The following is a 25115-nucleotide window of genomic DNA, read 5'->3' on the forward strand; positions in this document are numbered from 1 at the left end:
TGTCTTTTTGGCTCTATTATATATGTTGAGCTTTGAAAAAATTAAGCATAATAAAAAACGCAGGCTCCTATATTCTTTACACTTGAACTGACGAGAAACAAAGCAAAGGGATAGGATTGCTGTCGTTAGGGAATAACTGAAGCTAACCATCGCATAACTTACTCATTCAGTTATCCCTAACCTATGAATAGAATTGGCTAAATCTAAACTAACAAAGTGCTCTCGTCTTTATTAATAATATAATCTGCAGTTTCAACTGCTTTTTGTAGCTGGTTATTTTTCAGATAATAATTAAATAATTCCCTTTCATAGCGTTGCATGGTTACAAAAAAACCATGCTCTTTAAAATAAGGTAATGCTTTTTTTGTAAGATAGAAATAATATTTTTCTTCTAGGTCAAGAATCGTATAATAATGTAGCCAGAATACATGCTGATATAAGGGATCTCCTATTTCTGTAGCTACTGCTAAGCCTTCTTCTACTAAAGCTAGTAATGCTTCTTTTGCAATAAATCCTCCTTCATTACCACAACGTACATACCCTTCTAATGATAATAAATAAATATTTGATTTCTGTTGCTTTAAATCCATGGATGCTTTATATAGTTTACCAGCTTCACGGTATTTCTTTCTCTTTAAGTGTTCGTAGGCATAATTATGTAGAATTTTAGCTTTCTTTTCTGGAGAGTTACATAGATCACAAAGCCGAATTAATTCATCGTATTGCTCCTTCGTTTCCTTAAAATTTCGATGCTGGCCGGACTCTACTTCAATTAACATAAGGTTTTCCGTATCAATAACCCCAAGAAAATAATTTCTTTGCTTATAGGCATTCAACGCTTTTTCCCCATAGTAATATGCTAATACGGGAGAATGGATATGATGATAAGCTGCTGCCAAATCATAATAGACCATAGCATTGGAATACATATCAAAATTAATACTTTTTAGTAGATCGATAGATTTAAGATGCTCATCAATCGTCATATAGTAGATACCTTTTACATGTTGCAAGAGGTTCTCTTCATAGTTATTGAGCTTATTCCGTTTTTTATCCAGAAAGTCGATTAACTCTACAGCATTATCCACACTATTTTGCTTTAAATAATAGATGGCCTTTAAGAGTAAATAGTAGAGGTGATATCCTGAAATAGCAATCATTTCGTTTGTTTGAAATTCATGATAAACGGTAGTCGCACTGCTATAATCTTGGGAAATTATCATTTCTTTCCATTGGTCAAGCTTCTTTTTTACATTTTTTAAACTAGCTGCTTCTTCTTCTAAATTAATACTTAGTTTTTGAGCTAATAACATCGTGATTTCTGGTGAATATTCCGTTAATCCTCTTTCTATTTTACTAATATGTGTTACAGAGCAAATGCCTTGACCAAGCTGTTCCTGGGTGATTTTAGCTTTTTCTCTGTAAAATTTAATAATCTTTCCTTCATACATCGATGCGGCCCCCTTTTAAAGAGATCTTCATTACATAATTTTTATCATTATTTTGTACGAGGATTAATAGAACTTCCGATATAAATAGCTAACTTTATACCAATTATAGCTAACTTGGGGTAATTATTAATAGTGCTTTTGATGCGAATTTTTTTCATTCGTAAAGGTGTTACACCAAGCTAATGCCTAGCAAGATAGGTTTTTATTAATATCCTTGCAACCTTGTTAATACCCCAAGGGAGTAATAGTAATGCAAAAGTTCTATTTTAAATATTCAGAAATGAAAGAATTACCCCAATTTACAGTATTGTGATGTGAATATAACATATGGAATAAGAACGGATTTGTACTTGCAGTTACAAATGCAAAAAGGAGGGAAGTATTACAAATCTAATTCAAAAGGAAAGAGAGGAGAAAATAGGTCATGCTAAAACGTAGATTGCAATGGCTCACTGTTTATTTATCTATTATATTACTGCTCATGTCCCTAGTTCCTGTATACCCATTTGCCGCCTCAGCTAAGGGGAAGGAAATAAAAGAGGTATTAAGTGACTTATCAGCAGAAGAGCGCAAAGCCATCCATGAATTAGAGGCAAATCAAGGTTTTACTATTCATCCAGATATTAATGTAGAAACGTCAGAGCCTGTACAGGTTATTGTTGAATTTAAGCAGGATCCAGCAAAAGTAGAGGTAGCAAAGGCGAAAGCGATGAAGTCACGTAGCAAGGTGACGTTAACTCAAGCATCAGACAAGGTAGAAGCATCACATAAACAATTTAAAGAATCCTTACAAAAGATGAAGAAAACAAAAGCTGCTAATGAACCAGCTATTACTTATGAGTATCGACATGCGATAAACGGTGTGGCGATGACATTACCTGGAAACAAGGTAAAAGATTTAATTCAAACAGGTGTTGTTAAACGGGTATGGAAGGATGAAACCGTTAACCTAGATCTTCCAATCATAGATCAAAACAAAATAGAACCCAAAATGGCTGATAGTGTTCCGCAAATTGGGGTAGATCAATTACATGAAGAAGGAATAAAAGGGGAAGGAATACAAGTTGGGGTAATTGATACAGGAATAGATTATAATCATCCTGATTTAACAAATGCCTATGATGGTTACCGTTTTACAGAAGGGGAAGACCCTGCTGATATTGATCCAGATCAGGTTAAGGGTTGGGATTATGTAGATAATGATGCGGATCCGATGGAGACTACGTATGAGGACTGGCAGAAGTCAGGAGAAGCGGAATTTATTAATGGGATAAGCTATTACACCTCACATGGCACACACGTTTCTGGCACAATTGCCGGTACGAAAAGTAATGATGTTGATTATGCAGTTAAAGGTGTAGCTCCCCAAGTAGATTTATATAATTATCGTGTGTTAGGACCTTATGGTTCGGGATCTACTAATGGAGTCATCGCGGGGATTGATAAAGCTGTCAAGGATGAAATGGATGTTATTAATCTCTCGTTAGGATCTGGTACAAATGATCCGTTGTCTCCGACATCTGTAGCTGTTAATAATGCCGTATTATCAGATGTAGTAACGGTAGTGGCTGCAGGTAATGCTGGACCGGGAGAAAAAACGGTAGGATCACCAGGAGCGGCAGCGCTTCCAATTTCTGTTGGAGCTAGCGATGTGTCACAGGCAATACCAACATTCGATGCTACAGCAGGAGATATTGTATTAACAGATTTGCAACTGCTTGCCAAGAATTTTACAGACGACCTTGAAGCGCTCCGAGGTCAATCTTTATCTGTAGTAGATGCAGGCCTAGGGTATGCAGAGGATTTTTCAGAGATTAATGTAGAAGGGAAAATTGCTCTAATTGAGCGTGGTGAGATTACGTTTGACGAAAAAGTTAAGAATGCAAAGGATGCAGGCGCTGAAGCTGTCATTGTATTTAATCATGAAGAAGGACAAATTCCTTATTATATTGGAGAAAGTACAGCATATCTCCCAGCATTCCGTTTATCTAATCGAGATGGACAAGCTCTCAAAGAAGCGCTTTCAGAGGATTTTTTGCTGGTGTTTGGTGAACTAACAAATACGAATTCAGAAGGCGATCATTTAGCAGATTTTAGTTCAAGAGGACCTGCAGCACAAAATTATGATATTAAGCCAGATGTCGTGGCGCCTGGAGTAGCCATTTTCTCTACGTACCCTTCCTATGTTAATGATCCGGAAAGTAATAACTATGATTTAGCATATGCTCGGATTCAAGGTACTTCGATGGCTTCGCCACATGTTGCAGCATCAGCAGCACTTATCTTACAAACCCATCCAGATTACAGTCCGTTTGAAGTGAAAGCAGCTTTAATGAATACATCTGTTGATTTAAAAGAGGATTATTCTGTTTATGAAGTAGGGGCAGGACGTATTAATGCTTATGATGCCGTTCATGCTAAGACAGCAATTAAAGTCCTTGATCAAACAGAGATGATAGATGGTGAAGAGTCTATCATGATCGATGAAGTTACAGGATCCATTGGTTATGGTAGTTACTATCTTGAAAAAGGTCAGGGGCTAGAAAAAACGAAAGCCCTTCGAATTGAGAATCGCTCAACGGAGGAGAAAACGTATGCCGTAAATGTTGAATTCCTAAAAGGAGACAACGAAGGAATTGCAGTAAATATACCGGAATCGCTAACTATAGGAGCTGAACAGTCAGGAAATATAGATGCAACTATTGAAGTTCCAGATAATGCATCGTACGGCTCATTTGAAGGTTATATTCATATTGAAAATGAACAAAGTGAAGAGGCTTTCCAAGTACCGTTTGCTATTCGCGTTACCGATAAAGGGATTGATTATGTTGATTTAGATCGAGAAGCAGTTCCCAATGAATGGACATTCCATCCATTTTTAATTCCATTTATTAATATGGCTTTAAAGATTAAGAGCCCGATGGAAACAATGGATGTAATTGTAAAAGATGGAGAAACAAATGAGCCAATCGGGTTAGTTGGTACGTTAGATAGCAGCAATATGGATGTTGATCGAGAGTATTATATATTACAAGCATTTATGGGGACGGTATTTCCATTTACCAATGACCCTGAAAACCCAATAGCTAAAGAAAGAATGAAGCTACCAGAAGATGATTATATCCTAGAAGTGATTGGTCATGATGAAAACGGAGAAACGTACACGGTACAAAATGTCACTGTTGTCGATAATACACCGCCAGAAATAACATTTAACGATCTTGAGCCTGGTGTACATGAAGTGGATGAATCGATGTATACCGATGAAGATGGTTATCATGCGCTATGGGTTCATACAAATGTCTATGATTCTACGATTGATGTACTCAATTCCAAAGGACTAGAGTATGATCAGTCGGAAAATATCGTAGCTTATTATCAGAATTCACCGTTCCCAGGCAAGATTCCTGTAGAGGCGAATGGGGATATGAAATTTGGTTTATTACCAGAAGAGCTAGAAAATGGACCAGTAAATCTAGAGTTGTTACCAGTTGATTTAGCCACGAATGCTAATTTTATGAATAAAACGAGGTATACATTCGTGGAGGATGGTACGGCATATGGAATTACGAACTACGATGAAGAAGAAATAAGAAAAGGTGACACATTTACAGTGACATTAAGCTTAAAAAACGTTCAAGCACTAATGTCTGGCGAATTTGAGGTTGAATATGCAAATGATCTTTATTCGTTTGAAAATGTCCAAGTAAATGAGGCATTTGCGGAACATGCAAATGAAAATGGATGGAGCGTTGAATTAGATGAACCAACCTTTAGGGAAGACTATTGGACAGACTTTGTAAAGGTAGGAGCTTCGGTAGAAGGAAATGGTTTTTCCGGTATTGATGGGGATATGAAGTTTCTTGATGTCACGTTTAAATTGACAGATGACCATTATTATAGTGGTTTGGCAAGCTTGTCTGTTGCTGATTTTAGCTATAAACAAGCTGGGGAAACAGAACAGACAATCATTCCTGTTTTTTCTCATGATAAGTATACCATTATTCCAAAACATTCGACGATCACTGGATTTATTAAACCAGAAGCTTTTCTTCATGAAGATGGATTTTTATTACGAAAAGATTATAACGAAATCGGAGTAAAGGTATACGCAAAAGCACAAAACGGCAAGAAATATACGGGTACTATTACGGAGCAAGGAAGCTTTACCATCAAGGGCTTACCCGTGACGGAAGAAAAATATAAGGTTTATGTAGATGTTCCAGGTCATTTAAATAACGTGTTGGAGACAGAGGTAGGAATAGAAAAAAATGGTGAACTAATTGGACAATCGAAGCGTGTTTATCCTGAGATGAATCTTGCTGGAGATAGCAATGGAGATAAAGTGGTTGACATCCACGACGTGATGCGAGTTGTTGCCCATTATGGAAAAGAAAATGATAAAGCAGATGTTAATAAGGACGGGGTAGTGGATGAAGCAGACATCCGATTTATAGAGAAGAACTTTTTAGAAATTGGATTTGATGCACCAGGTCAAAAAAGACCACTAGAAAAACTAGGCAATAAAGGATTAAATGATTTTCTAAAATCCTTAGGTCTAGAGCCAAACAAGTAAAATAAGCAGTCTTAAACGATGCGTAACAGCAATTGGAATATTCATTAAAGAGCAACCTTGATAAGACCTTTGGTGAGACCGTTACCTGCGGGACAAAGCGTATACTCCAGTTGTTTAGTAAGAGAGCTGTCTCGAGAGACAGCTTCTCTTAAAAACTTTATGGGAGTGAGGAGGATGGAAATTAACAACGGGTTCAGGAAAGCATGGAAAATAATGATACGTACTTTACTTACCTTACTAATTATTATCGTTTTATATATGGTGGTTCAATTGTTGCTATATCCTAAACAGCCTCCTTCATTGTTTGGATATCAGCCTTTCTCTGTATTATCTAATAGTATGAATCCGACTTTCGAAACTGGCGATATGGTCATTGTAAAAAGATTAGCTCCAGCAGAGATTCAGGAAAATGACATGATTACGTTTAAGAAAGGGACAAATCAGTATGTTACACACAGAGTAAATGAAGTAGTTTCCCATCAAGGCAATATCCAGTTTGTTGCTAAGGGAGACAATAATAATGTGATTGATGAGTCGATGGTAACTGCAAATAAGGTCATGGGTAAACAGGTAGCCACCATTCCACATGCAGGATATATTGCTAAATTTATAAGTGGCCCAGTTGGGTTTATTCTACTTATTGTTCTCCCATTTACTGGATACATTTGTTTAGAGGTATATGAGCGAATATCGCGAACGACAAACGAAGATGCAACGAATCAAAAAAATGAATTGTAGCTAAGGAGGATATTTATGAAAAAATGGAAGAAAGCACTATTAGGTACAACCTTTGCCGGAGTATTGGTAGCATCAACTGGTTTAGGAACATACGCGTGGTTCACTTCAGAAACAGAGGCTCACGGGGACATGGAAAACGGAGTGTTGCAAATAAATGATAATAGCAATATAGAAACACCAATTTTTTCTGGGGTTAAATTTGCTCCTTCCCAGCTTGAATATGGGAATTGGGTGACGATCGAGAATACGGGTGATTTAGACACGTTTCTGAGGGCGACTTATTCCCATTCCATTGACAAGGCATCCTTAGATGCATATGAGGTAGGATATATGGCTATGAAATACACGGTTACGCCGGACCAAAATACCTATGAAGAATCAAAAATTCAATTAGAAAACCTTTTTAATGGGGAAACAAATGAGCGGACTTTTACTGCTGCGAACACAGCTGAAGGTGTGGAGTTTTCTGGGGAACTATTAAACGGGGGAAATTCTGGAGAGCTTGTATTTGGAGAGGGTGAAGAGGATTCGTTTTGGCAGCTAGATGAAGGCCAATATATTGATATTATGATAGCTATCAAACTTGATGAGAGTGCAGGTAATGAATATCAGGGAGCGCAATACGATGCTACCTTTCGTGTGATTGGTAAACAAACAGATGACGGTGCAGCATACGAGCAATAATTCGTAGGGGTGACAACTTGTGATATACAAGAAGAAAGCTTTTCAATTGCTTTTATGCTGCTTGTTTGTATATTTGGTAGGATCTAGTATAGCTACATCTACGACAAAGGCATGGTTTATAACTGAATCCCAATCACAGGGGAAGGTCGTCCATGCTACTACAGAGGATCTTTTGGATGTTGACGCTACTGTATTATCCTATGACACAGACTGTGTAATATGGATAGAAATGAAGATAAAGAATATCTCTGATGTGGCAATTCCAATAGAGATAGATGAAAGGTCTATTTATCTAGCTCCTGGAGAAGTATTCTCTGAAGTGTTTGAACGAAAGGTATCTTGTGAAGCAAACGAATTGCGTTTTCAATTAATAGGATTTAATCGGTTTATTGATGAATTTATTGTTGTTCCACTCCAACCATCTCTATTGAAAAAAACTGCTGTAAATAGATCTGTAGATATAGAGATAGAGAAACAGGTGAAGAACCAAGTGCAAACACCAGATAAACAAGCATCTGATTTGCATGAACAGTAAAAAAGACTTTTAGGGAGAGACAAGTATTTTAGATAAAGGAGCCTCGAAACATAATTTAAGGGTGAACGATGCATGGTCACGTTAGGCGGCTGCTTTAGGATTGGGACATAACTAAAACGGTTCCTTCTAATGAAGGAAAATACACTACTCTAATCTCTCCGGAAATATACGTAAACTCCTTGAAAAAGGAGCGCTTTTTCTATATGTGATGTATCGCTATCGAAGCGTTCCTTATCCTGCGGGAGGAAAGCAAAGTATATTTCCGGAGAAGCTTCGTTCACGGACATCATTTCTAGTTGTTCGTTTTTTGGAATGAAATATTTTATTCTCCGCTTCGTAGATATTATAAAATTGGATGTAAGCTATAATCGCCTCCATTAATGCTTCACACGTGTAATAGTTTTGCCACCCATACTAACCGCATCATGCTTCCGCTTTCTTTAGTAAACCTTCGATATTTCTACCAGAGAAAACAGATGGTGTTGGGCTTTTTCGATGTTAGGTTGTTCTTATTCTCCTTTGTCCTGCATATGTAATATAAAAGGACAAGGGAGAGGGGTTGATCGGTATGAGTTCTACACTAGTTATTTCAATAATGGTAGCATTAATTATTATTTTATTACTTGTTGGCGCGCCAATCAAACCAATGCGCTTTATTGGACATACTACGGTGAAATTAGGGATAGGCATCTTATTTCTCTTTTTTATTAATGTATTCGGTGGAGCTATTGGGTTGCATATTCCGATTAATGTATTTACTGCAATTATCGCAGGCTTTCTCGGTATATTTGGACTAGCTTCTTTATCAGCTATTCATTTGTTTATTATTACGTAAAAGGATATGGAGGTACGTTTTTGTTATCTATTTCTTACAAAAAGTTTCAAAGATTGCCTGTATAGAATCCGTTAGATTAGGAGATACTAATTTGTAACGGAGGTGGGGAAATGAAACAGAATATGACATATGAGCGCTGTGGCATTTGTGAGGAAGAAAAGGAGACAGGTATTCATTTGTACACGTTATTTATTTGTTCTGAATGTGAGCATAATATGATACACACAGAGCCCAGAGAAGCGAAGTACAACTATTATCTGCAAAAATTAAAAAATATTAATAAACCAAAACTATATTCCTAGATCAAGAGGCTCGGACAAAACACAACTTCATTACTTAAAATACGAATGATCAGGTTTATTAATAGGACTATCATCGCCGCACCATGAAAATATACGCTCTTTCCGTGGGCACGCCGTGGGCACGGACTCAGCTAACTTGGTAAAGAAAGACACGTTACCAAGTGGATTTTCGGACTCGTGCTGTTCCCGCCGGAGTCTCGCATATTTCAGGTGCTAAATGAATGATTTTAATCAAAAAACGAATGATAATTAATTTAAAATAATTATCGTTTGTTTTTTGTTGTTTCTTCATTACTTTTTTCTCATCCTATTTTTATAAGAAGCCATGAAGGGTTGGCAATGACTAAATGAAAAGACGGTATTGCTATGATAAGATAAGAGATATGTAAAGAAGTAACATGCTTGGAGAGATAAAAGAATGAATCAAAAGCTAACCCCATTATTTTCTACATTACAACAATTTCAACTGAATCAACCCGTTTCTTTTCATGTACCTGGTCATAAAAATGGTGAGATATTTCCTTCCTTCGCAAAGGATTATTATTCATCCTTATTAAGGCTTGACGTAACGGAGCTACCTGGCCTAGATGATTTGCACGCCCCCGAGGGTGCAATTGCAAATGCTGAACAACTGGCAGGCGATTATTTTCAAGCTGATCATACATTTTTCCTTGTTGGTGGAAGTACGACTGGTAATCTAGCGATGGTCCTAGCAACTTGTACAGCAAATGATACAATTATTGTGCAACGCAATTGTCATAAATCGATTATGAATGCTTTGGAATTAAGTGGTGCAAAACCAGTGTTTATTGCTCCAGAATATAATGAGATAGTAGATCGATATACGAGCCCGAGTGTATCGACGTTACAGGAAGCGTTAGCACTTTATCCACAGGCGAAAGCAGTAGTGCTTACTTATCCGGATTATTTTGGCAAAACATTCAATCTAAAAAAAATGATCGATCTTATTCATTCATATCATATTCCCGTCCTTATTGATGAAGCCCACGGTGTTCACTTTTCATTGGGTACTCCATTTCCAGAGTCTGCAATAGCTCTTGGTGCGGATATCGTTGTACAGTCTGCCCACAAGATGGCTCCGGCTTTAACAATGGGTGCATATCTTCACTTGAATTCAGCTATTGTTTCGAAGCATCGTGTCGCACATTTTTTACAAATTATTCAATCCAGTAGCCCATCATATCCAATTATGGCATCGTTGGATATTGCTCGCGCCTTTTTGGCAGACTTTAAACAAGTAGCTATTAAAAGGGTTCTAGCTAGTGTTGATAAGGTCAAAACTATTTTTGATGATTCGAGCTATTGGAGAATTGTGCCAAGTGATGACCCTTTGAAAATAACACTTCAGATGAATGAAAGTATTGCAGCAAATGAAGTAGCAAAACACTTTGAATTCGAACAAATATACCCAGAGTTAGTGACACATAATCAACTACTATTTATTCACGGGTTGGCACCATTTCCTTGGGAAAAGCGCTTGAAAAAAGCTGTAAAAAGCGTGAAGGATCAATTAAAAAATAGTGCCAAGCATGATACAATAAAAGTACAAAGCTTTTTTCCGAAGCGAATACAGGAATTAGCTTTGTCCTATCCATTGATGCAAAATCTGCATACCGTTTACATGCCTTTTAATGAGGCAGTAGGACATGTCGCAGCAGAAGCGGTAATTCCATATCCGCCAGGTATTGCATTAATTCTTAAAGGAGAAAAAATTACAACATTACATATAGAAGCCATTAACCAATTACGCAAACAGGGTATTCGTATGCAGCAACGTCATACAGATGGCATCCATGTTTTTACAGGTATAAAAGAAGGAGAAGAAGATACGTGAGTGGACAATTTATTACATTTGAAGGTGGCGAGGGTGCTGGTAAAACCTCGATTCTCCATTCTTTAAGAAAGAAGCTAAGTGATCATGGGTTCGAAGTGCTAGCAACACGTGAACCTGGAGGTATTGAAATTGCTGAGAAGATTCGAACCATTATTCTTGATCCGATGCATACAGAAATGGAAGAGCATACAGAAGCTTTGTTATATGCAGCCGCAAGAAGTCAGCATCTAGTTGAAAAGGTGTTACCTGCATTAAAGCAGGGTAAAATAGTGCTATGCGATCGCTTTATTGATAGTAGCCTGGTTTATCAAGGGTATGCAAGAGGATTAGGGATGGATGAGGTATTTGCAATCAATCAGTTTGCTATTGGAGATTGTATGCCGGACATGACATTGTTCTTTGACATTAAACCGAAAAAAGGACTACAACGAATAGCGGCGAATAAAGATAGAGAACAGAATCGATTAGATTTAGAAAATCTAGAGTTCCATGAACAAGTCTATAAAGCGTATCATATACTTGCAGAAAGATTCCCTGCACGAATTCAAACAATTAATGCAGACCAAACGATAGAAATGGTTGAAAAAGATGCTTACGATCGTATTATTTCTTTATTGACTTAACTAATGAAAAATAAAGGAGCTGGCAAGAATGAAGTTATTGATCGCAGTGGTACAGGATAAAGATTCTAATCGCTTAGTTGATGCTTTAGGTGAAGAGAATTTTAAAACAACCAAACTCGCTACTACTGGTGGATTTTTAAAAGAAGGAAACACAACTTTAATGATTGGTTGTGAGGATGAGTATGTTGATGAGGCGTTAGATATTATTAAAGATAATTGCTCTCATCGAGAACAAATGGTTGCCCCTATTTCGCCAATGGGTGGGAATGCAGATTCCTATATACCAAAGCCAGTCAAAGTTGAAGTAGGCGGAGCCACTGTATTTATATTGCCAATCGAATCGTTTTTTCAATTTTAATATGGTGTAAAGAAAAATTACTCCAACTAGTTGAAATCCGAACAATCTGTCTGTGAATATTGGTATACTGATTTCCAAGGGGGCTATGTGACCTCCTTGCTATGTCTAGCTTGAACACGCTTCGTGTAGAGTAGCCGCTGTTTGTTCCAATTAAGCAATCATCGAAACCGCCTTATAGCATTATTCGGTGATTTCATGGAAATAACACGTTTACTTATGAAGTTCATTTACTTGAAAAAGGGACTGAGCAGATGAAAATTAGCCAGGATTTAAGAACACAACCGGAAACTAAATATACCAGAACGACGAATGAGGACAACAGGTCTTTTCAGAAAACGCTACAGTCCCAGGCTTTGAATTTGAAGCAGCAGGAATTACAAGTACTCATGAAAAGCATTACCATGCAGGGAGACAAGCTGGCACGTTTTCGAACATTTCGTGACCTTGCTAAATTCAAACGCTTGGTGAAAGGATTTTTGCAGGAAGCTGTGTATAGTGGATTAGATTTGCAAAAATCACATAGTTTTGGCATGGATCGTCAAAATCGTAAGTTAATGCTAGTAAAGCAAATAGATGAAAAACTAGTAGAATTAACAGAGGAAATTATGAATCAAGAGAAAAAGACGGTAGACATACTTGGTTTAATTGGAGAGATAAAAGGTTTATTAGTTAACATATATACGTAGAATCTTAAGATAGATTATTGAAGGGGATACATATGGAAACATGGTCTGAGGTTGCAGAAGTACAACCGTTGGCAAGTAAAATAATAACAAACAGTATGAAAAAAGACCGCATTTCTCATGCGTATTTACTTCAAGGAGAAAGAGGGACCGGCAAAGAAGCAATCGCTTTATTAATTGCCAAAGGCATATTTTGTGAAACTAATGCTGTAAATGAACCTTGTCAAACGTGTAATGCTTGTAAACGTATTACCTCAGGGAATCACCCAGATGTTCATTGGATTGAACCAGATGGACAATCAATTAAGATCGATCAAATAAGGAATTTACAAAAGGAATTTACCTATTCGGGTCTAGAATCTAATAAAAAGGTATATATCATTAAAGGTGCAGATACGCTAACAGTAAATGCTGCTAATCGTATTCTTAAATTTTTGGAAGAGCCTAGTAAGCGAACAACTGCTATTATGCTAACAGATAACAGTCAAGCTATCTTGCCGACTATTCGTTCAAGATGTCAGGTTATTGACTTAAGGCCTCTTCATCCAACGATGTTGCAAAAACAACTCATTGAAGAAGGAATGCATGAGAGAAATGCTGTTTTAATGAGTACTCTAACGAATCGTATAGATGATGCTTTTACTAGAATTAACGATGAGTGGTTTGCCTCTGCAAGAAAGATAGTGGTACAATTAATAGAAGTACTTTCGACCAATCCAGAAGATATATTCTTATTTATTCATCAGCATTGGGTGACTCATTTCAAAGATAGAAATGAGCAAGAAGAAGGATTGGATCTCTTGCTTATCGCAATGAAAGATATTCTTTATTACCATATAGAAAATGAAGCTGGGATAGTGTTTTTCGCCCCTTCTGATGAATTGCTTGAATTGGCAGCAAGGCGCTTTTCTCAGAATCAATTAGTAGCAGTCTTACAAGCTATTTTACAAGCAAAGCGAAAATTGAAGCAAAATGTCCATCCGACCTTAGTGATGGAACAGCTAACACTTCAAATACAGAGGTGATAAGGAATGATAGAGGTAATTGGTGTCCGTTTTAAAAAGGCGGGTAAAATATATTATTTTGATCCAGGGGAAGCTACCATTTCACTAGATAGTTATGTTATTGTAGAGACAATTCGTGGAATCGAATTTGGCAAGGTTGTTCTTACCAATAAAAAGGTTGACGAGGAAGATGTTGTTCTACCACTTAAGAAAGTGATTCGTATTGCAACGGATAAGGATAAGTTAACCGTTTTAGAAAATCAAGAACGCGCAGAAAAGGCCTTTCAAGCCTGCATGGATAAGATTAAAGAGCATGACTTGGATATGAATCTAGTAGAAGTGGAATATACATTTGACAGAAATAAAATAATATTTTATTTTACAGCAGACGGAAGAGTTGATTTTAGAAATTTAGTAAAAGATCTGGCTGCTATGTTTAAAACACGTATAGAACTACGTCAAATTGGGGTACGGGATGAAGCGAAGATGCTTGGCGGTATCGGACCGTGTGGTAGAATGCTTTGCTGTTCTACTTTTTTAGGAGATTTTGAACCCGTTTCAATTAAAATGGCAAAGGATCAGAATTTATCCCTAAATCCGGCAAAAATTTCAGGTCTATGTGGCAGACTGATGTGCTGTTTAAAATACGAAAATGATGATTATGAGACAGCGAAACGGGAATTGCCGGATATTGGGAAAACGATAGAAACACCTTATGGTAAAGGCAAGGTTGTAGGGTTAAACATCTTGGAACGACTCATCCAAATCGAAATCCCTGAAAAAGAACGAGTAATCGAATATACTTTAGATGAACTAATAGATGAAGGAATTTTAGCGCAAGCCACAGAATAACGGGGTGAGTAGCGTGAAAAACAGGCAAATTTTTGATCAGGTATCAGATATGGAAAAGCAAATTGGTGAATTATATGAGCAGTTAGGTGATCTTAAAGGCAAATTAAGTGATTTATTGGAAGAAAATCATCGACTTGCCATGGAGAACCACAATTTGCGTAATCACTTAGATCATTCAAAAGAAGATGAAGAGGAAACATCTGACAACAAAGCAGAAGTGAATAAGAGCTTTCCTGGTGAAGGTTATGATAACCTAGCTAGATTGTATGAAGAAGGCTTTCATATTTGTAACTTGGAATTCGGTAGTCCGAGACGAAATGAAGACTGTATTTTTTGTCTGGACTTTCTGAATAAAACGAAATAATGCAATGTATGGCTGTCTCGATTTCGGGACAGCCTTTATTACAGTTGACTACTTTTTGCTTACGAGAAAGGACATACATATGGTTGAATTATACGATGATGAGCGTTTAGATTATTTACTGGCTGATAACAGCATGAAAATTATTCAAAGTCCTTCTGCATTCTCTTTCTCTTTGGATACAGTACTACTTGCAAACTTTGCTTATATTCCGAAAAAAAGAGGAGCCATACTTGATCTCTGCACAGGCAATGGTGTTATTCCATTATTACTGTCGAGAAGGAGTAAAAGTAACATAACAGGTGTGGAGATTCAAGAACGTATTTACCAGATGGCGAAAAGGAATATCGACTTGAATAACTTACGTGAGCAAATAAAGATACTGCATGGAGATTTAAAATGCATGCAACCGATAATAGGTCAAAGTAGTTTTGATGTAGTCACCTGTAACCCACCTTATTTTCCGACCCCGTCAGCTACTGAACATAACCTAAATGAGTATTTAACAATTGCCAGACACGAAGTTTTCTGTAGTCTAGAGGACGTTGTGAAGGCATGTAAGCTGCATGTTCGTCCAGGAGGGAAGGTATCTATGGTACATCGACCAGGCAGACTTATTGATATTATTAGCCTATTTCGTAAGTACAAGCTCGAGCCAAAGCGTATTCAATTTGTTTACCCCAAAAAAGGGAAAGAAGCAAATATGCTATTAATTGAAGCAATTAGAGATGGGAAGCCAGATTTAAAAATCTTGCCACCTTTATATGTATACAATGAGGATGGTACGTATACAGAAGAGGCAGAGGAGATTATATATGCCTGAACATGAACATACGGTCTATATTCTGAAATGTAAAGATAACTCATTATATACAGGTTACACAAACAATTTGGAAAACCGGCTGAAAATGCATAATGAAGGAAAGGGTGCAAAATATACCCGTGGAAGAGGTCCGTTTCAAGTTGTTTATATCGAGCGCTTTTCCAGTAAAGAAAAAGCAATGAAGAAAGAGTATACCATTAAACAATTAACTCGCAAGGAAAAATTACAACTTATTCGAGCAGCCTTGAAAGAAGTGATAAAATATGAACATTCAACAAAGCTTTGATAACGAAAAAAAAGGGAAATTATACATTGTTCCGACCCCTATTGGTAACTTAGAGGATATTACGTTCCGTGCATTAAATATACTGCGCTCAGTGTCAATTATCGCAGCAGAGGATACACGAAATTCTAAAAAACTATTGAACCATTTTGACATCTCAACACCGTTAATTAGTTATCATGAGCACAATAAGCTGGCAAGAGAGGAACAACTGTTACGGCGATTGGAAAACGATGAATCAATTGCTATTGTAAGTGATGCAGGAATGCCTGCGATATCCGATCCTGGTCATGAGTTAATTCAAGCGGCGATTGAGCAAGAATTTTCTGTAGTAGTACTGCCTGGAGCAAATGCAGCATTATGTGCGCTGATCGGTTCTGGTTTACCAGCAAATGAATTTTATTTTTATGGTTTCTTACCCCGTAAAAAGAAAGACAAGGAGGCAGAACTAGAGAGATTACAACGGATACAGGCCTCTTTATTATTTTATGAGTCACCTTATCGTATAAAGGAGACATTAAAGGCTGCCAAGTCTGTACTTGGTAATCGCCGTGTGGTCCTAGCACGGGAGCTATCTAAACGGTTTGAAGAATATATTCGAGGTACACTGAATGAGGTCATCACCTATACAAAAGACATAGAGCTTAAAGGCGAATTTTGTATGGTTATTGATGGAACAGACCAGTTAATTCAAGAAACTTCATTATGGTGGGATGGCTATACTATTGTTGAACATGTAGATTACTATATAGATGAGAAAGACATGCCTAGCAAAGAAGCAATAAAGCTAGTTGCAAAAGAGCGAAAGCTTCCGAAACGTGAAGTGTATCAAGCCTATCATATCGAGGATTAATTTGTTGCTATAAAAAAAGGTCTAACGTGTAGAACAGGCGTCAGACCTTTTTGAGACAATAATCTTACTATTTATTAAATCTTGCTTCTATCTCTTTAACCAGCTCTTGTGCACCTTCTGGGCTGAGGACAAGTTTGCCGTTTGCTAAAGAGAGATTATCATCGGAAACCTCTCCAGTAAGATGACAAGTCATGTTTGGTTTGTACTTCTTAAGGATAATTTTGTCATTTTCCACGTAGATTTCCATCGCATCTTTTTCCTGAATTTCAAGCGTACGACGAAGTTCCATTGGGATGACAACACGGCCAAGCTCATCCACTTTACGTACAATTCCGGTAGATTTCAATTTCTTTCCCCCTAAGGTTAGAAAAACGAGCCAATTGTCAGCAAGGGCTTTCGTTCTTCCTTAAAATTTGTAAAGCAAAAAAATCGTCATATTTCGACATCACTCTATGCAATAGAATACCAGTGTTTCTTTTTTCTGTCAATAAATATTTACCTGAAAATTTAATAATTTGAAATACCTGTATAAATACTATTATATCAGGTTTTGTCTTTTACTTAATTGGTTAAAATAAGGTATAAATCTGAAAAAAGCAAATAAACAATCTAATATTTTTCGACAAAATTCGATGTTTTTCTATGTTTCTCTTACAAGACATGATGACATTGCACTCTATTTGGCAAAATAACGGATAAAAGCTACAATAGTATATAGTTTTAATAAAGGATGCTGGTGGATTTAGGAGGTAATGGGAATGCCAAATAACAAAAAAACGTTTTATATAACAACACCGATTTATTACCCTAGTGGGAATTTGCATATTGGTCATGCGTATTCTACGGTTGCTGGCGATGCAATTGCTAGGTATAAGCGGATGCGTGGCTATGATGTAATGTATTTAACAGGTACGGATGAGCACGGTCAAAAAATCCAAAAAAAGGCTACAGAAAAGGGTGTAACTCCACAAGCGTACGTTGATGACATTGTAAGTGGTATTAAAGATTTATGGAAGAAACTTAAAATATCAAATGATGATTTTATTCGGACGACGGAAGAGCGTCATAAAAAAGTAGTGTCCAAAATATTTGATCAGCTTGTTAAACAGGGGGATATTTATTTAGATCAATACGAAGGCTGGTATTGTACATCTTGTGAGTCCTTCTTTACAGAGAGACAGTTGGAAGATGGGCATTGTCCAGATTGTGGCGGTCCAGTTGAAAAAGTAAAAGAAGAATCCTATTTCTTCAAGATGAGCAAATATGTCGATCGACTTGTGCAGTTCTATGAGGATAATCCAACGTTTATTCAGCCAGAAAGTCGTAAAAATGAAATGCTGAATAACTTTATAAAACCAGGGCTTGAAGATTTAGCAGTATCTCGTACCACTTTTGACTGGGGTATTAAAGTTCCCGGTGATCCAAAGCATGTGATATATGTATGGATTGATGCTTTAACTAACTATATTACAGCTTTAGGTTATGGTACAGACGATGATAGTAAATATCAAAAGTTCTGGCCAGCAGATGTTCATTTAATGAGTAAGGAAATTGTTCGTTTTCACACGATATATTGGCCAATTATGTTAATGGCATTAGATCTTCCCTTGCCGAAGAAGGTTTTTGCGCATGGTTGGATACTGATGAAAGATGGAAAAATGTCAAAATCTAAAGGGAACGTTGTTGATCCTGTACAACTAACAGATAAGTACGGCCTTGATGCACTTCGCTATTATTTGCTTCGCGAAGTTCCATTTGGATCAGATGGTGTATTTACACCTGAAGGATTTGTAGAACGTACTAACTACGATTTGGCTAATGATCTAGGCAATCTATTAAACCGTACTGTTGCTATGATTAATAAATACTTTGATGGTCAGATTCCGTTATATCAAGCAAGTGAAACAGAGATTGAGGCTTCACTTGAAGCATTTGGAAAAGAAACGATTCAGAAAGTAGAAGAAGCGATGGAGAATATGCAGTTCTCTGTAGCACTATCCTCCCTTTGGCAGTTAATTAGTAGAACAAATAAATATATTGATGAAACAGAACCGTGGGTATTAGCTAAACATGAGGATCAGAAGGAACGATTGGGTAATGTAATGGCCCATCTAGCTGAATATCTTAGAAAAATTGCAGTTATGCTACAGCCGTTCTTAACAGAAGCACCTACAGAAATCTTCCGACAGCTCCATGTCACAGAAGCGGCATTAAAGGAATGGGATAGCATTTATCGTGAAGGGCAAATTAGTGTAGGTACTAAAGTTCAAAAAGGAAAGCCAATCTTTCCTCGCTTGGATGTAGATAAAGAAGTACAAACTATTAAAGCAATGATGCAAAATCCTGCACAGGTTAAGGAAAAAGCTACGAAGGAAGAAACCAAAAGTACACAAGAAATTACCTTTGATGACTTTATGAAGATAGACATGCGAGTGGCAGAGGTAATAAAAGCAGAGCCTGTCAAGAAGGCTGATAAGTTATTGAAGCTTCAATTAGATCTTGGAGCGGAGAAACGGCAAGTTGTTTCGGGTATTGCACAGTACTATCAACCACATGAATTACCAGGTAAAAAAGTAATCTGTGTAACGAATTTAAAACCTGTAAAACTAAGAGGCGAAAAATCAGAAGGTATGATTCTTTGTGGGGAAGATGAACATGGTAAGCTCGTTTTAGCATCTGTAGAAGAATCACTGCCGAATGGATCTGTCGTGAAATAAAAATAGGAAAACGGGCTGCTTGTAAGGTTCGTCAATTTTTAAATTTTTAAAGTACATGACTCTAGTTGAAATGGGGTTCGTATGAAAGGCATTAGCTATGAGTAAATTTGTTCATGACATGTTGAACCTTGTAGGGAAAGTGAAGTATATTCGGTTTGAATAAGTAGGGAGCTGGCTTTTGGGACAGCTCCTTTCTAAGCATAAGGAAGTTTTATTTTGTCATATAGTAAAGTAATTTTATTTGCTTCGGTCTGTCCAAGCTTATTTGAAGATAAACAGGTGAAATATATGACATAGCGTTTGAGCTTTGTGTTTAAGGAGTGAAGTGGTTTGTTATTTGATACACATGTTCATTTAAATGCGAGGGATTTCTTTGAAGATCGCGATGAAACAATTCAGCGTGCTTTTGATACCGGCGTAAACTATATGGTGGTAGTCGGTTTTGATCGGGAAACGATCCCGTTAGCTATCGAAATTGCAGAACAATATGAAACCATTTATGCGGCTGTAGGCTGGCACCCGGTGGATGCTATAGATATGACGGATGAAGAATTAAACTGGATTGAGGAATTTTCTGCTCATCCAAAGGTTGTAGCTATCGGAGAGATGGGATTAGACTATCATTGGGACAAGTCACCGAAGGATGTACAAAAAGACGTTTTTCGTAAACAAATACGGTTGGCGAAGAAATTAAATATGCCAATCATTATTCATAATCGTGAGGCGACCGAAGATGTTATTGAAATTCTTCAAGAAGAAGGTGCAGCATCTATTGGCGGTATTATGCATTGCTATAATGATTCAGCAAAATATGTACAAGCCTGTCTGGATATGAACTTTTACATCTCTCTTGGAGGTCCAGTAACATTCAAAAATGCAGTAGAGCCAAAGGAAGTAGCGGTACAGGTGCCATTAGACCGACTGTTGGTTGAAACGGATGCACCTTTTTTAGCTCCACATCCAAATAGAGGTAAAAGAAATGAGCCTTCCTATGTTAAATTAGTAGCAGAAAAAATAGCTGAGCTGCGAGGTTTAACCTTGGAAGAAATTAGTGAAAACACGACAAAAAACGCTATTTCTCTCTTCGGGATAAAATTATGACGGTTGTAAAATAAGAAAAATATTTTGTTAAAAAATAGGAAAAAAACGGTATAAAAAAAAGGTTAGCATTTAAGCTAACCTTTTTTTTATTGATAATTAAAAGATGGCGAAAAACCAGTTGTACCAATGCTTTCATTGTACTTATTAAAGAGTAATCCGCTCCTCAAATTAATGTGTAATCTAATTGTAACTTAATCGTAATCGGATATACTTTGACTTTGCATATAACTGTTAATATAATCAAAATGCATTAAGAGGAGGCAGAAGCATGCGAATGATTTCAAAGCTAATGCCGGCGTCGACAATGAAGCTGGTTATTTCAGGTATTGGTGTTTTGGCACTTGTTGTATTTTCCGGATTAGTACTATTTGATGCTACGAAGGCAGAAGTAGTCATAACTGAAGACGGTAAAGAACAAACAGTGAAAACGCATAAAAATACCGTTGAAGAACTGCTTGCAGAAGTAGGAATTACCGTCGGGGAGCATGATCATTTGTCACACAGTAAAGATGCTTCTATTGAAAACGGTATGGAAATTGAGTACAACAAAGCCAAGCAGGTTTTTGTAACTATCGATGGAGAAAAGCAGGAATTCTATACAACTGCAGACACAATAGATGAATTTTTACAAGAAAAGAATCTCTCATTTCAACAGCATGATGATATCTCACATAATCAAGGGGATACCATTGAAGATGGACTACATATTCAAGTAAAACAGGCATACCAGATTACCATTAACGATGGAAACAACCAAACAAAATCAAAACCGACCACAGGTGGAACAGTAAAAGATATCTTAGCTCAATCAGACATTTCATTTGATCCGGAAGGCTTGGATAGAATTAAGCCAGCATTGGATGAAAAGGTGAAAAAAGATACGAATATTACGATTGTTCGCGTTAAAAAGGTTAAGGATGAAGTTACAGAAGCGGTTGCCTTCGAGACAGAGAAAAGAAAAGATAGCAGTCTTCCAAAGGGAGAAGAAAGGGTTCTTTCGGAAGGGAAAGACGGTAAGCTGAAAAAAGTCTATGAGATTGTCAAAGAAAACGGAAAAGAAGTTAGCCGCGAGCTTCTAAGCAAGGATGTTGTTGAAAAAAGTGAGAATCGAGTTATAGCTGTAGGTACGAAACAGGAAAATAAGCTTGTGACCTTATCGAGCAAGAAGTCACATTCGAGCTCAAAGAAAAAATCAAGTTCTAAGCCTTCTGGCGGAAAAGTGTTTACAATGAGTGCAAGTGCGTATACAGCTAGTTGTAACGGCTGTTCTGGTTATACATCTACGGGTATCAATTTAAATGCAAATCCGAATAAAAAAGTAATAGCTGTCGATCCAAGTGTTATCCCATTAGGTTCAAAAGTTTGGGTAGAAGGTTATGGAGAAGCAATAGCTGCTGATACTGGCGGTCATATTGTTGGAAATCGCATCGATGTTCATGTTCCTTCGAAGCAGGCAGCGTATAATTGGGGAAGGAAAACAGTAACAGTAAAGGTTATTAATTAATATTTATGCTCTTACCATGATATAGTGGTAAGAGCATTATTTATTATGGGTATAGAAAGAGGAACAAATGTGAAAATAAAAGAAGTGATTGTTGTTGAAGGTAGAGATGATACAACAAAGATTCTTCAGGCGGTTAATGCTGATACAATTGAAACAAATGGATCAGCGATTAATGATACGATTATAAAGCAAATAAAGCATGCGAAGGATAAACGGGGGATTATTATTTTTACAGACCCAGATTATCCTGGTGATCGCATTCGTCATATTATTGACCAGGCTGTACCAGGCTGCAAGCATGCGTTTTTAACTCAACATGAGGCACGAGCTAAGCATCCTAATAACAAAAGTTTAGGGATAGAACACGCTTCACCTGAAACGATTCGCAAGGCTCTCGCTGATGTATATGAGCTAAAGGAAGCGCACGCGAGTGAAATTGCAAAGGAAAATGTAATCAACAGCGGACTAATCGGAGGGGCGCAAGCAAAGAAACGACGGGAACGATTGGGTGAGCTGCTACAAATTGGTCATACAAACGGAAAGCAGCTTTTAAAAAGGTTGTCGATGTTCGAAATAACCAAAGAGGAATTTGATAATGCGTTAGCACAAATACAGCGGGAGGAAAAGCATGACAGTGAATAAATATATTGCAACACCATCACGTACAAAGGAAATACTAATAAAGTATAACTTCTCGTTTAAAAAGAGCCTGGGACAAAATTTTTTAATTGATACTAACATATTGGAAAATATCATATCCCATGCAGGAATTGATAAAAACGCAGGTGCAATTGAAATAGGACCTGGTATCGGTGCGTTGACAGAGCAATTAGCTATTCATGCAGATAAAGTAGTTGCTTTTGAAATAGATCAGCGTTTATTACCCGTCTTGCAGGATACCCTACAACCCTACTCAAATATTCAAATTATCCATCAGGATATTTTGAAGGCAAATGTATCAGAAGTCATTTCCTCCTGCTTTTCGCAGGAACAACCGGTACATTTAGTTGCAAATTTACCTTACTATATCACTACACCTATTTTGCTGAAGCTTTTGCATGACAATCTTTTTGTAGAGAGCTTCACTGTAATGATTCAAAAAGAAGTGGCTGAAAGAATGGCAGCTAAGCCCAATAGCAAAAGCTATGGGTCCTTGACCATTGCCGTTCAGTATTATACGGAGGCAGAAGTGGTCATGCATGTTCCTAAACGAGCATTTATGCCACAGCCTAATGTGGATTCCAGCATATTAAAGTTAGTGAGACTGGAAAAGCCGCCTGTCCAAGTGCACAATGAAACGTTCTTTTTTATGCTTGTTAAAGCTTCTTTTGCACAACGAAGAAAAACACTTCGCAATAATTTAGTCAATCATTTTAAACCTGATTGGGATAAAGAAACGATTGTACAACTATTAGAAGAAGCTGGAATTGATGGCAATAGACGTGGAGAATCATTGTCTATTGAGGAATTTGCTGTATTAGCAAATGCATTTTATTCAGCTGTTAATAATAATACATGATGTGCTTATGAAGAGTGAATTAGGTATAGAACATAAACGCTAACCGTTAAGAGACGGAAAAAATGGTAAATGAATGGTTCTATATAAAAAATGCTGGGATGAGTGGTGTCTCTGCGAGAGACTACTTCATTTTCTGCGACGGTTATTACGAAGCATTATCTCTAGGCAGCATTTATGTAATTCTGCCTATATGAGGTTAAATTGAAACGCAACAAACGTTTTGACCCACAAAAGCTGAACGGATTCGAATGCGAGCTGAAACGCTTCGAATAATCGTTCAGCTTTTTTCTATAAGTAACTTACTTTATGTTTTATTCTCATTTTGCTGTCCAAGGTAGTTAAAAGTAATTATATAGGTGATCTGTAATAAACGCACAGATTTTATGATGGACTCATACGCTATATCAGAATGTTTTGGAAGGCTGTGAGGTGTCAGTTATGAACTATTCGAAGGGTGATCTGGTTACAAGAAAATCTTACAATCATGATTTGTTGTTTCGGGTTGCTAGTGTGAAAAAAAATAGTGCTGATTTATATGGTGAAGATATCCGCCTGAAAGCAGATGCGCCTATATCTGATTTAAAGAAGATACAAGAAAGAGAATTAGAGAAGCGTAGACAAAAAGGAAAGGAAAAAGAGGAATTTTCCTTCCGTTTATTTCGGCAGGACTATCAATTGATGAAAGAGAAACGTGAATATCACGCAACCGAAGGCTATCAGCATGAACCGATTTTTTTTCAATTACCAGCCAAAGTTCTGCATCTAGACGGCGATCAAATGTATTTAAAGAAATGCATTGAATTATATCAACGAATCGGATTACAAGTACATGGAGTGCATTTACATGAAAGGGAAATGCCGATACAAATAGGTGAATTGGTGGAGAAGATACAGCCTGACATTATCGTCATTACAGGACATGATGCGTTTTCTAAGAACAAGGGCAGAAAAAATGACATACGTGCATATAGACATTCTAAGTTTTTTGTGGAAACAGTACGAGAAGCACGAAAGATTAACCCTAATGTGGATCAGCTAGTTATCTTTGCAGGTGCTTGCCAATCACATTTTGAATCACTAATTCGAGCAGGTGCTAATTTCGCAAGTTCTCCGCTACGAATTAATATACATGCGTTAGATCCTGTTTATATTGCAGCAAAGATTGCTTATACACCATTCATGGAAAAGGTTAGTGTATGGGAAGCACTAAGAAATACACTTACAGGTGATAAAGGAATGGGTGGGATAGAAACGAGAGGATTATTAAGAACAGGGTTACCCTATTTAGAAGATGAATCAAACGAATGAGCAACTTGCCTTCAGGTAAGGTTGCTGGATAAAAATGGTACAAGTTGGTAAATGAACGAGTAATTTTTTCATGGAATATACACATGTAAATAGCAAAGTTCCAATTAATTTAAAAAAATATACATAAAAACTTAACATATGCCAAATAAT

General features: G+C 37.1%; 24 protein-coding genes. 22 read left to right on the top strand and 2 right to left on the bottom strand.

The genetic code is table 11. From position 1 onward, the window contains the following. Window positions 1-203: 203 nt before the first annotated feature. Entirely contained in the window at window positions 204-1451 is a 1248-nt protein-coding gene (locus tag JUJ52_RS11345) for a helix-turn-helix domain-containing protein (RefSeq protein WP_026680149.1), read from the bottom strand. Window positions 1452-1875: 424 nt separating this feature from the next. Between JUJ52_RS11345 and JUJ52_RS11350 the strand changes: the two genes are divergently transcribed. The 16 genes from JUJ52_RS11350 to rsmI all read left to right on the top strand — a co-directional run bounded on the left by JUJ52_RS11350 (window position 1876) and on the right by rsmI (window position 16816). Next, entirely contained in the window at window positions 1876-6027 is a 4152-nt protein-coding gene (locus JUJ52_RS11350; RefSeq protein WP_205389390.1) for a S8 family serine peptidase, read from the top strand. Between the two features lie 174 nt (window positions 6028-6201). Then, window positions 6202-6765 carry a signal peptidase I gene (locus JUJ52_RS11355; protein ID WP_205389391.1) on the top strand — a complete coding sequence of 188 codons (564 nt, stop codon included), beginning with the start codon at window positions 6202-6204 and terminating at the stop codon, window positions 6763-6765. Window positions 6766-6780: 15 nt separating this feature from the next. Further along, entirely contained in the window at window positions 6781-7449 is a 669-nt protein-coding gene (locus JUJ52_RS11360; RefSeq protein ID WP_205389392.1) for a hypothetical protein, read from the top strand. 19 nt (window positions 7450-7468) lie between these two features. Further along, window positions 7469-7984, top strand: coding sequence for a hypothetical protein (locus tag JUJ52_RS11365; protein WP_026680152.1), 516 nt, complete (start codon window positions 7469-7471; stop codon window positions 7982-7984). A gap of 568 nt (window positions 7985-8552) precedes the next feature. Beyond that, on the top strand, window positions 8553-8819 hold the full coding sequence (locus JUJ52_RS11370; protein ID WP_026680153.1) for a pro-sigmaK processing inhibitor BofA family protein: 267 nt from the start codon (window positions 8553-8555) through the stop codon (window positions 8817-8819). Between the two features lie 110 nt (window positions 8820-8929). Further along, the gene (locus JUJ52_RS11375) at window positions 8930-9121 is read left to right on the top strand and encodes a sigma factor G inhibitor Gin (RefSeq protein ID WP_026680154.1); all 192 of its coding nucleotides are present in this window, start codon (window positions 8930-8932) and stop codon (window positions 9119-9121) included. A gap of 418 nt (window positions 9122-9539) precedes the next feature. Further along, entirely contained in the window at window positions 9540-10976 is a 1437-nt protein-coding gene (locus tag JUJ52_RS11380) for an aminotransferase class I/II-fold pyridoxal phosphate-dependent enzyme (protein ID WP_205389393.1), read from the top strand. Beyond that, on the top strand, window positions 10973-11599 hold the full coding sequence (gene tmk / locus JUJ52_RS11385) for a dTMP kinase (protein ID WP_026680156.1): 627 nt from the start codon (window positions 10973-10975) through the stop codon (window positions 11597-11599). Before JUJ52_RS11380 ends, tmk begins: the two co-directional genes overlap by 4 nt. Before the next feature lie 28 nt (window positions 11600-11627). Continuing rightward, window positions 11628-11957, top strand: a complete 330-nt coding sequence (locus tag JUJ52_RS11390) for a cyclic-di-AMP receptor (protein WP_026680157.1) — start codon at window positions 11628-11630, stop codon at window positions 11955-11957. A 251-nt stretch (window positions 11958-12208) separates the two neighbouring features. Continuing rightward, complete coding sequence (locus JUJ52_RS11395; RefSeq protein WP_026680158.1) at window positions 12209-12643, top strand: YaaR family protein; 435 nt, start codon at window positions 12209-12211, stop codon at window positions 12641-12643. A 32-nt stretch (window positions 12644-12675) separates the two neighbouring features. Continuing rightward, on the top strand, window positions 12676-13665 hold the full coding sequence (gene holB, locus JUJ52_RS11400; protein ID WP_026680159.1) for a DNA polymerase III subunit delta': 990 nt from the start codon (window positions 12676-12678) through the stop codon (window positions 13663-13665). A 6-nt stretch (window positions 13666-13671) separates the two neighbouring features. After that, window positions 13672-14496: a PSP1 domain-containing protein gene (locus JUJ52_RS11405; RefSeq protein WP_026680160.1), complete on the top strand. Its 825-nt coding sequence runs from the start codon at window positions 13672-13674 to the stop codon at window positions 14494-14496. Window positions 14497-14509: 13 nt separating this feature from the next. Next, complete coding sequence (gene yabA, locus JUJ52_RS11410; RefSeq protein WP_026680161.1) at window positions 14510-14860, top strand: DNA replication initiation control protein YabA; 351 nt, start codon at window positions 14510-14512, stop codon at window positions 14858-14860. Window positions 14861-14939: 79 nt separating this feature from the next. Further along, window positions 14940-15680 carry a tRNA1(Val) (adenine(37)-N6)-methyltransferase gene (locus JUJ52_RS11415; RefSeq protein ID WP_205389394.1) on the top strand — a complete coding sequence of 247 codons (741 nt, stop codon included), beginning with the start codon at window positions 14940-14942 and terminating at the stop codon, window positions 15678-15680. Next, complete coding sequence (locus JUJ52_RS11420) at window positions 15673-15966, top strand: GIY-YIG nuclease family protein (protein WP_026680163.1); 294 nt, start codon at window positions 15673-15675, stop codon at window positions 15964-15966. Before JUJ52_RS11415 ends, JUJ52_RS11420 begins: the two co-directional genes overlap by 8 nt. Next, entirely contained in the window at window positions 15944-16816 is an 873-nt protein-coding gene (gene rsmI / locus JUJ52_RS11425; protein ID WP_121604270.1) for a 16S rRNA (cytidine(1402)-2'-O)-methyltransferase, read from the top strand. Before JUJ52_RS11420 ends, rsmI begins: the two co-directional genes overlap by 23 nt. Window positions 16817-16883: 67 nt before the next feature. Here rsmI and JUJ52_RS11430 read toward each other — a convergent pair whose 3' ends face one another. Then, window positions 16884-17162: a transition state genes transcriptional regulator AbrB gene (locus JUJ52_RS11430; RefSeq protein WP_026680165.1), complete on the bottom strand. Its 279-nt coding sequence runs from the start codon at window positions 17160-17162 to the stop codon at window positions 16884-16886. A gap of 412 nt (window positions 17163-17574) precedes the next feature. Between JUJ52_RS11430 and metG the strand changes: the two genes are divergently transcribed. The 6 genes from metG to yabG all read left to right on the top strand — a co-directional run bounded on the left by metG (window position 17575) and on the right by yabG (window position 24965). After that, on the top strand, window positions 17575-19533 hold the full coding sequence (gene metG / locus JUJ52_RS11435) for a methionine--tRNA ligase (protein WP_121604271.1): 1959 nt from the start codon (window positions 17575-17577) through the stop codon (window positions 19531-19533). 330 nt (window positions 19534-19863) lie between these two features. Continuing rightward, on the top strand, window positions 19864-20634 hold the full coding sequence (locus JUJ52_RS11440) for a TatD family hydrolase (protein WP_205389395.1): 771 nt from the start codon (window positions 19864-19866) through the stop codon (window positions 20632-20634). A gap of 268 nt (window positions 20635-20902) precedes the next feature. Then, on the top strand, window positions 20903-22138 hold the full coding sequence (locus tag JUJ52_RS11445) for a resuscitation-promoting factor (protein WP_026680167.1): 1236 nt from the start codon (window positions 20903-20905) through the stop codon (window positions 22136-22138). A gap of 69 nt (window positions 22139-22207) precedes the next feature. Beyond that, window positions 22208-22780 (top strand): ribonuclease M5, encoded by a 573-nt coding sequence (rnmV, locus tag JUJ52_RS11450; protein WP_121605829.1) that lies wholly within the window; start codon window positions 22208-22210, stop codon window positions 22778-22780. Continuing rightward, a complete protein-coding gene (gene rsmA / locus JUJ52_RS11455; protein ID WP_308036029.1) occupies window positions 22773-23657 on the top strand; it encodes a 16S rRNA (adenine(1518)-N(6)/adenine(1519)-N(6))-dimethyltransferase RsmA in 885 nt (294 codons plus the stop codon). Before rnmV ends, rsmA begins: the two co-directional genes overlap by 8 nt. Before the next feature lie 438 nt (window positions 23658-24095). Then, on the top strand, window positions 24096-24965 hold the full coding sequence (yabG, locus tag JUJ52_RS11460) for a sporulation peptidase YabG (RefSeq protein WP_026680170.1): 870 nt from the start codon (window positions 24096-24098) through the stop codon (window positions 24963-24965). Window positions 24966-25115: the final 150 nt, after the last annotated feature.

Origin of the sequence: Virgibacillus sp. AGTR (assembly GCF_016919725.2) — a bacterium.
Classification (GTDB): domain Bacteria; phylum Bacillota; class Bacilli; order Bacillales; family Amphibacillaceae; genus Virgibacillus; species Virgibacillus salarius.

What these genes read in the sequence shown, in the direction of transcription:
- JUJ52_RS11415 (WP_205389394.1), top strand. Translation starts at nt 14,940, where the DNA reads ATGGTTGAATTATACGATGATGAGCGTTTAGATTATTTACTGGCTGAT.
- JUJ52_RS11375 (WP_026680154.1), top strand. Translation starts at nt 8,930, where the DNA reads ATGAAACAGAATATGACATATGAGCGCTGTGGCATTTGTGAGGAAGAA.
- JUJ52_RS11360 (WP_205389392.1), top strand. Translation starts at nt 6,781, where the DNA reads ATGAAAAAATGGAAGAAAGCACTATTAGGTACAACCTTTGCCGGAGTA.
- JUJ52_RS11390 (WP_026680157.1), top strand. Translation starts at nt 11,628, where the DNA reads ATGAAGTTATTGATCGCAGTGGTACAGGATAAAGATTCTAATCGCTTA.
- JUJ52_RS11345 (WP_026680149.1), bottom strand. Translation starts at nt 1,451, where the DNA reads ATGTATGAAGGAAAGATTATTAAATTTTACAGAGAAAAAGCTAAAATC.
- JUJ52_RS11405 (WP_026680160.1), top strand. Translation starts at nt 13,672, where the DNA reads ATGATAGAGGTAATTGGTGTCCGTTTTAAAAAGGCGGGTAAAATATAT.
- holB (WP_026680159.1), top strand. Translation starts at nt 12,676, where the DNA reads ATGGAAACATGGTCTGAGGTTGCAGAAGTACAACCGTTGGCAAGTAAA.
- yabG (WP_026680170.1), top strand. Translation starts at nt 24,096, where the DNA reads ATGAACTATTCGAAGGGTGATCTGGTTACAAGAAAATCTTACAATCAT.
- JUJ52_RS11420 (WP_026680163.1), top strand. Translation starts at nt 15,673, where the DNA reads ATGCCTGAACATGAACATACGGTCTATATTCTGAAATGTAAAGATAAC.
- JUJ52_RS11380 (WP_205389393.1), top strand. Translation starts at nt 9,540, where the DNA reads ATGAATCAAAAGCTAACCCCATTATTTTCTACATTACAACAATTTCAA.
- JUJ52_RS11370 (WP_026680153.1), top strand. Translation starts at nt 8,553, where the DNA reads ATGAGTTCTACACTAGTTATTTCAATAATGGTAGCATTAATTATTATT.
- JUJ52_RS11445 (WP_026680167.1), top strand. Translation starts at nt 20,903, where the DNA reads ATGCGAATGATTTCAAAGCTAATGCCGGCGTCGACAATGAAGCTGGTT.
- metG (WP_121604271.1), top strand. Translation starts at nt 17,575, where the DNA reads ATGCCAAATAACAAAAAAACGTTTTATATAACAACACCGATTTATTAC.
- JUJ52_RS11395 (WP_026680158.1), top strand. Translation starts at nt 12,209, where the DNA reads ATGAAAATTAGCCAGGATTTAAGAACACAACCGGAAACTAAATATACC.
- JUJ52_RS11350 (WP_205389390.1), top strand. Translation starts at nt 1,876, where the DNA reads ATGCTAAAACGTAGATTGCAATGGCTCACTGTTTATTTATCTATTATA.
- JUJ52_RS11355 (WP_205389391.1), top strand. Translation starts at nt 6,202, where the DNA reads ATGGAAATTAACAACGGGTTCAGGAAAGCATGGAAAATAATGATACGT.
- rsmI (WP_121604270.1), top strand. Translation starts at nt 15,944, where the DNA reads ATGAACATTCAACAAAGCTTTGATAACGAAAAAAAAGGGAAATTATAC.